Source organism: Streptomyces sp. NPDC048192 (assembly GCF_043202415.1).
In the GTDB taxonomy this organism is placed as follows: Bacteria; Actinomycetota; Actinomycetes; order Streptomycetales; family Streptomycetaceae; genus Streptomyces.
This window is the reverse complement of sequence record NZ_JBIDAL010000039.1, coordinates 1-6,342: the sequence shown is the minus strand read 5'-3', so window position 1 is coordinate 6,342 and position 6,342 is coordinate 1. Positions and strand designations below refer to the sequence as shown.

General features: G+C 66.8%; 5 protein-coding genes and 1 pseudogene. 5 read left to right on the top strand and 1 reads right to left on the bottom strand.

Translation table 11 applies throughout. From position 1 onward, the window contains the following. Window positions 1-147: 147 nt before the first annotated feature. Complete coding sequence (locus tag ACGFZN_RS39870) at window positions 148-1,053, bottom strand: transposase family protein (RefSeq protein WP_393863386.1); 906 nt, start codon at window positions 1,051-1,053, stop codon at window positions 148-150. A gap of 479 nt (window positions 1,054-1,532) precedes the next feature. Here ACGFZN_RS39870 and ACGFZN_RS39865 point away from each other — a divergent pair, with 479 nt between their 5' ends. The 5 genes and pseudogenes from ACGFZN_RS39865 (at window position 1,533) to ACGFZN_RS39845 (ending at window position 5,360) form a co-directional block, all read left to right on the top strand. Continuing rightward, window positions 1,533-1,967: a hypothetical protein gene (locus ACGFZN_RS39865; RefSeq protein ID WP_074994799.1), complete on the top strand. Its 435-nt coding sequence runs from the start codon at window positions 1,533-1,535 to the stop codon at window positions 1,965-1,967. A 131-nt stretch (window positions 1,968-2,098) separates the two neighbouring features. Then, a pseudogene (locus tag ACGFZN_RS39860) lies at window positions 2,099-2,864 on the top strand (transposase). Between the two features lie 125 nt (window positions 2,865-2,989). Beyond that, window positions 2,990-3,925, top strand: coding sequence for a transposase family protein (locus ACGFZN_RS39855; RefSeq protein WP_393863385.1), 936 nt, complete (start codon window positions 2,990-2,992; stop codon window positions 3,923-3,925). 42 nt (window positions 3,926-3,967) lie between these two features. Further along, window positions 3,968-4,654 (top strand): SMI1/KNR4 family protein, encoded by a 687-nt coding sequence (locus tag ACGFZN_RS39850; protein WP_393863384.1) that lies wholly within the window; start codon window positions 3,968-3,970, stop codon window positions 4,652-4,654. A 262-nt stretch (window positions 4,655-4,916) separates the two neighbouring features. Further along, on the top strand, window positions 4,917-5,360 hold the full coding sequence (locus tag ACGFZN_RS39845; RefSeq protein WP_393863383.1) for an MscL family protein: 444 nt from the start codon (window positions 4,917-4,919) through the stop codon (window positions 5,358-5,360). The last annotated feature ends 982 nt before the right edge of the window (window positions 5,361-6,342 follow it).

The following is a 6,342-nucleotide window of genomic DNA, read 5'->3' as shown; positions in this document are numbered from 1 at the left end:
CCTTAAGTCCCTCGCCGACTACCTCGCGAGGATCACCCCACCCAACAGCCAAACCAAGACCGACTAACCCTCGTGATTTCTGGCGCAGCACACTAACGACCTCGTGCACGGTTAGCCGTGGCACGTCGAGGTGTGCCGTTGCGGTGTTCACCCATGATGGCCGTGGCCGAGGGTGGCAGTCTGCTGGTGTGAGAGCAGACCGGCGACCGCTTGGACGATGTCGCTCATGTGCTCGCGTCGCCCAAGGTGACGCGCCAGAGCCCGCCAGTTCTTCAGGTGTGCGATGCCGTGCTCGACGCGGATGCGTCGTGAGGAGTGAGCCTTGCGCTGCTGCTCGTGTCGTTCCTCGTACCAGGCGGGAGCGTTCTTCTTAAACTTGCGATGGGGCGGCGTCACCACCCGTCCGCCGCTCTGCGCGCCCATCCCCTGGTAGCCGGCGTCCGCGAGGATCTCCAGGAACGGGCCCTCGGCCAGGAGCTGAGCCAGTCCAAGCTGTCGGGCCTGGGTGATGTCGGCGCAACTGCCCGGCCGGACCGGGCTGCAGAACAGCACGCGCCCCTCGGCGTCCGTGACGACCATGGACTTCACCGCGTTCTGCTTGGTCTTGCCGGAGACGAATTTGTCCCGGTCCTTTCGGCCCGCGGCTGGGCGTCGCACCCGGATCTCGGTGCCGTCGATGATCCCGGTCCGACCGTCAACGCCCAGATACTCGACGACCTCGGCAAGAGTACGCAGCCGGACGTCGGGCGCGACGGTGCATCCCCGCTGCGCGAGCAGCGGCCGCACCTCGCCGATGGCGCGCGTGATGGTGGAGCGATCCACGTCAAACCAGCAGGCCAGCACGTCATGAGTGGTGCCATGGCGCAGACTCACCAAGGTGGCCAGCAGTCGGTCGACGAAGACGAACCTGTGCTTCGCTCCGGCTCCTACAGCCCGTCGCCGCAGCCGGGCCGTCAGGCGTGACTGGTGCTGTTCGTGCCACAACGGCCCCACCTCAGCGACGAGTTCAGCGATTACTGCGGGCGACAACCCGGTGACCCGGTACTCCGCCACGATCAACTCACGTGCCCCAGCCCCCACCATGCCTAGTTCAACGAGCCACTCGTGTGCCAAGCCACGGCCAACCGTGCACGAGGTCGTAAGGGCTGTCCCGCTATCCAGGTCTGTTCGGCATAGGGTCTGCTGGACGGCGTGGTCGGCGCCGTTGTCCCGGCCACGTGAGAGGGCATCTTGAACCTGAACCCCACCTGTTGCTTCTGCTTCCAGATCGTCGATCTCGACCAGGACAGTGCAGCGACGGAGGTCAGGCTTGGTGCTGTCGACCCGGTGCGAGGCGGTGATGTACGGCAGCGGGCCTACTCGCACTCAAGCTGTCTGCGCGAGAGAGTCCGCCCGAACATCGACCTCTGGTGGGAGTTCTGAGACCGGTCCGCCCCGGAGCTGATGAGGATCCGCGAAAGACGGCCGGGGGCGTGGGGCGGGTTGAACGGCGCTCGGTGCCGTTCAGGTCCAGAGGGAACGGTAGGAGCAGCGTGGGCGCCAGCGAGATGTACGGGACACAGCGGGGGGCGATCGCGGCTCTCCTGGAGGCCGTCGGCGACTCCGTGATGGTGCTCTCGTATCAGGAGGACCGATCATTTGCCGCCATGAGTCTGGACCGCTTCGGAGCGGCGGGGTCGGTCCGGCTGGACTGGCGTGGGCATGAGGTGATCGACCGGTGCGACGCATTCGATGGCGGGCAGCTGCGCAGGACTGTTCTTGCGCATGCCGAGCCGGGCGAACTCGCGATCGTCTTCTGGGACAACCTTGCGGTGCCGTCGGTGGCGCTGGAGGCCTCTCTGATCGCGGACCACGCCGAGGTGGTCGAAGACGTCCGTCCCAACTGCTGGATCTACCTCGCCGGCAGCGCGGTCCTGGTTGAGCGGCACGACGGTGAGGGGCTGACGGTAGCGCGGGTGCCCGGTTGACCCCGACCCCCAGTGGTGCGTCACGAGCTGCGCGGGTGGGGAATCGAAGCCAGTAGTCTGTCCCACATTGAGCAGGGTGGTTTTCAACGGTCCCCGCCAGAGCTGCCGATCACAGCTGCGATGATCTTGCGGTGCCTGATGTGATCACCGCGTCGGAGCCGTCCTGGATCGCCCCGTTCACCGGGCTGAGCCCGCGGGCCTTCGGGAAGCTGCTCACCCAGCTGCGGCGCGAGGGAGCCGATGCGACACGGCCGGGCCGTCCCTGGTCGCTGCCGTGGGGGGCGGGTGCTTCTGGTTGCGGCGTATTGGCGCGCCAACCTGACTCTGCGGCAACTCGCGCCGCTGTTCGGGGTGTCCAAGTCGGCGGCGGATCGGATCGTCCGCCATACGGAGCCGTTGCTGGCGCTGCACCAGCGTCAGCAGTTCCGTCGCGGCACGGTGCTCACCGTGGACGGGACTCTGGTTCCGACCCGCGACCACCAGGTGGCGGAGCAGTCGAAGAACTATCGCTACTCGACCAACCACCAGGTGGTCATCGACGCCGACTCCCGCTTGGTCGTCGCCGTCGGCCGGCCCGTGCCGGGCAATCGCAACGACTGCAAGGCGTGGACCGAGTCGGGTGCCGCCGCCCTAGTCGGCAAGACGATCACCGTCGCCGACGGCGGCTACCAGGGCACTGGGCCAATTATTCCGCACCGTCGCCCTGCTGGCGGTGACCTGTGCGACTGGAAGAAAGAGCACACCCACTCCCACAAGCAGGTCCATGCCCGCGTTGAGCACGTCTTCGCGCGCATGAAGACCTGGAAGATCCTCCGCGACTGCCGCCTGAAGGGCAACGGCGTCCACACCGCGATGCTCGGCATTGCCCGCCTGCACAACCTCCTACAGCCCGTGTAGACCACCCACGCAGCCCGAACCTGGCGACCGCGGACGCGCTCAAAGATCAATTACGGGACAGCCCTTACGAGCTCGTGCATGGTAGGCAGTGAGACGTCGAGTTCTCGATCGTCGATCATGGTCGTGTGGTGGGGAACGTGTCTCGTGCAGCGATCATCAGCGACCGGAGGATCACCGGCCTGTCGGCTGACGTGATCGGTGAACTCGTGGCTGAGGTAGGTCCGTTGTGGCTCGAGCGGCACCACACCAAGCTCGCGTCCAGGCCGCGGAAGCGGGCTGTGGGCGCGGGTGCGAAGCACCGGTTGGTGTTCGTCGACCGCCTCCTGGCCACGCTCGTGCATCTGCGCCATGCCGTCACTCATGACGTGCTGGCCTGCTGGTTCGGTGTGGACCGCTCCACCATCACCCGCGCCGTCGGCGAGGTGCGGCCACTACTCGCCGAGCGAGGCTGCACCGTCAGCCCCGGAGTGCGGCTGCGGACTCTGGCCGAGGTCGTCAGCCACCTCGGCGCCGACGGCAAGACCGGGATCATCGACGGCACCGAGATCCGGGTCCGCCGGCCGGCCGCCGGGCGCAAGGACCGGGACAAGTTCATCTCCGGCAAGAACAAGCAGAACGCCGTCAAGACCATGGTTGTCACGGACGGCGACGGCCGCGTGCTGTTCTGCAGCCCGACCAAGCCGGGAAGCTGCGCGGACATCACCCACGCTCGCCAGTTAGGGCTGGTCAAGCTCCTGGCCGACGGCCCCGTCGTGGAGATTCTCGCCGATGCCGGCTACCAGGGCCTGGGTGCCCAGAGCGGCGGACGTGTGGTGACACCGCCGCATCGCAAGTTCAAGAAGAACGCTCCGGACTGGTACGAGGAAATGCATGAGCGGCAGCGCAAGGCGCATTCCTCGCGTCGTATCCGGGTCGAACACGGCATCGCGCACTTGAAGAACTGGCGGGCGCTGGCCCGCCATCTCGGCCGCCGCGAGCACATGAGCGACATCGTCCAAGCCGTCGCCGGTCTGCTGTCCCATCAGCAGACCGCGGACCTGACTTCAGCACGACAGAGGTGAGGACGGCGCCCCACCGTCATCCTCGACGTCTCACTGCCTACCATGCACGAGCTCGTTAGGCGGCATGCCGATGGGGCCGTGCGGCGCCGGTGCATAGCTCTGATGGATACTGAGTGGGTGGAAGCCGGAGTGTCCGAAGTAGACGAAGTGCACTCGGCGTGGGGGCGGATCGTCCACTGGCTTGAGGCGAACGCACCAGTCAGTGCGCAGGCGCTGTGCGGGCCGGCAACGGACAAGGAGATCGCGTCTCTGCGTGAGGCATTGGGCTTCGGTGTGCCCGACGTGCTTGAGGCTTTGCTGCGGATGAGCAACGGCAGCACGGCGAAGGACAGGACGCGAGTCCTTCCCAGCGGGCGGGTGGTGCCTGACCGTCACCTGGATTCGGCGATCTTCCCCTACGGGAGGATCTTTCTGGGATGCTCCGAGATCGGCGAGGTGTACGCCAAATGGCGGAGGTCTGAGGAAGAGAACGGCCTGGAGGACCACTGGAGGGTTTCCTGGATTCCCGTTGTCCAGGACTTCGAGGGGCAGTACTACGGATACGCCGTTGATGCTTCTGGGGCGTCCGGCTTCCCTGTCCTGGAGTATGGCGAGGGTTCTGTTCCGAGCGAGGCTTTCCCGTCGCTGAGGGGGCTGCTGGAGTCGTTCGCGGGTGCCCTGGAGAGCGGCAGTTGGGACGGGTGGCCTGCGCGAGTGCAGAGGGGGTCTCTCAGGTGGGGTGAGGAGTGACCGACGGCGGCCGAGGTGGGATATCCGGCCGGTGAGTACTCCAGTATGACTTCGTGAAGGGCCAGCCCCCCCCGGCATGCTGAAGGTTCTCCGCGAGAACGACCCTGACTTCGTCCTCCCATTCATTCCTGACCCTCGGGGGCAGACGTACGATGCGGCCGTGCATCGGCCACGATTCCTGCGCGTCACACGCTGACCGCGCGAGGCAGGGGCGTTAGCGTTCTGATCACTCATCAAATCGACGCCGGCACGGAGAGACAAGATGCTCAGGGGATTCAAGAACTTCCTGATGCGCGGCGATATCGTCGTCGTGGCGGTCGGTCTGATCGTCGCGCTGGCGTTCAGCACCCTCATCAAGTCGTTCACGGACAATGTGATCAACCCGATCATCGCGCGGGCGCAAGGAGGCCGGAACTTCGGGCTCGGGTGGCAGCTCGGGCGGCCAGGGAACAAGGCGACCTTCCTCGACATCGGGTCTTTCATCTCGGCGGTCATCTACTTCATCATCTTCATGGCCGTCGTCTACTTCCTGATCGTCGTGCCCTACAAGAAATTCCAGGCCCGGCGCGGCGTTGCCGCCTTCAAGGAGCCCGGTGCGGTGAAGACCTGCCCCGCCTGTCTCTCCGAGGACATTCCTGCCGCAGCTGGCAAGTGCCGGCACTGCGGTACGGAGCTGCCTGCATCGGGTACGCCGCAGCGTCCGTAACCTACGCCACCAAACAAGCCCGCCCAGACTCCGTCTGGGCGGGCCGCCCGCACGTCGGTCTGCGGCCGGGCACGTCACAAGTGAAAGCGCAATCGCCCCCTTGGACGAGCGGCGCTGCTGCCGGCGAAGCAGTGCCAGGCGTTCGTGGGGCAAGGTCCGGGCCAAAGCGGATCGTGTCGGCGCCAATCCGGGGTCGTGTGGCCGCCCTGCTGTCGCCCGTGGCCGGCGGCTACGCAGTCCCTTGGTGTAGCCGAGCAGGCCGGGCCGTTCGGCGTCGCCAGTGGTCAGGGACAGCACCGGCGCATACAGGTTCTCTGGCCCGCCGGAGGCCTGGACATGGAACGCGGCGACGGCCTCGTCGAAGGGGGTCTTTCGGGTCGTAGAGCGCGGTGGCGGTGGTTGGTCGCAGGACGAGCGAGGCGGCCGCCACTTCGCGGCCGTCCGCGGACCGTGCAGGGTGGGACCCAGCCGGTCCCGCAGGCCGGGCCTCTGCCTCGACCTCCACCTGGAGTAACCCGGCATGCCCAGGTGTCGGCAAGTGACCGACGCATTACTCCGCCATGGCGTCGTCGGCGACAACATCCGTCGGGGTGGCCGGTGGCGCGAGGGCGACACCTGAAGGTCACCCGGCTCCACCGGCTCCCGCTCGGTGCTGCACCCGGTGACACCGAGGCGCCCGCCCGCGCCGCGCTGAACGGCTTGGCGCGTCCGGCATCCTGGACCCGCACCAGCGGCTGCTGCGCGTCCTGCTCGACCACGACCAGTCCCTCGCCTTGGCTCTGCCTGACTCCCTGCCGCACACGGCGCGGTTCCGAGAAGCGCCCACCGGGCGCCGTACGGATGGGTGTCCTGAGCGCATGGTCGCGGTTCTCGGCAATTGCGGATCTCCTAGTACTCCAGCAGCGGTTCGCTATCTGGCCTGGTCAGAGGCATCGTCGGGAGTCTAGTGGGCTGGTGGCATGTCAGGGGCGGTCTTGGCGGA

Excerpts from the sequence above, each read along its gene's own strand:
- ACGFZN_RS39850 (WP_393863384.1), top strand. The coding sequence starts at position 3,968 with ATGCACGAGCTCGTTAGGCGGCATGCCGATGGGGCCGTGCGGCGCCGG.
- ACGFZN_RS39845 (WP_393863383.1), top strand. The coding sequence starts at position 4,917 with ATGCTCAGGGGATTCAAGAACTTCCTGATGCGCGGCGATATCGTCGTC.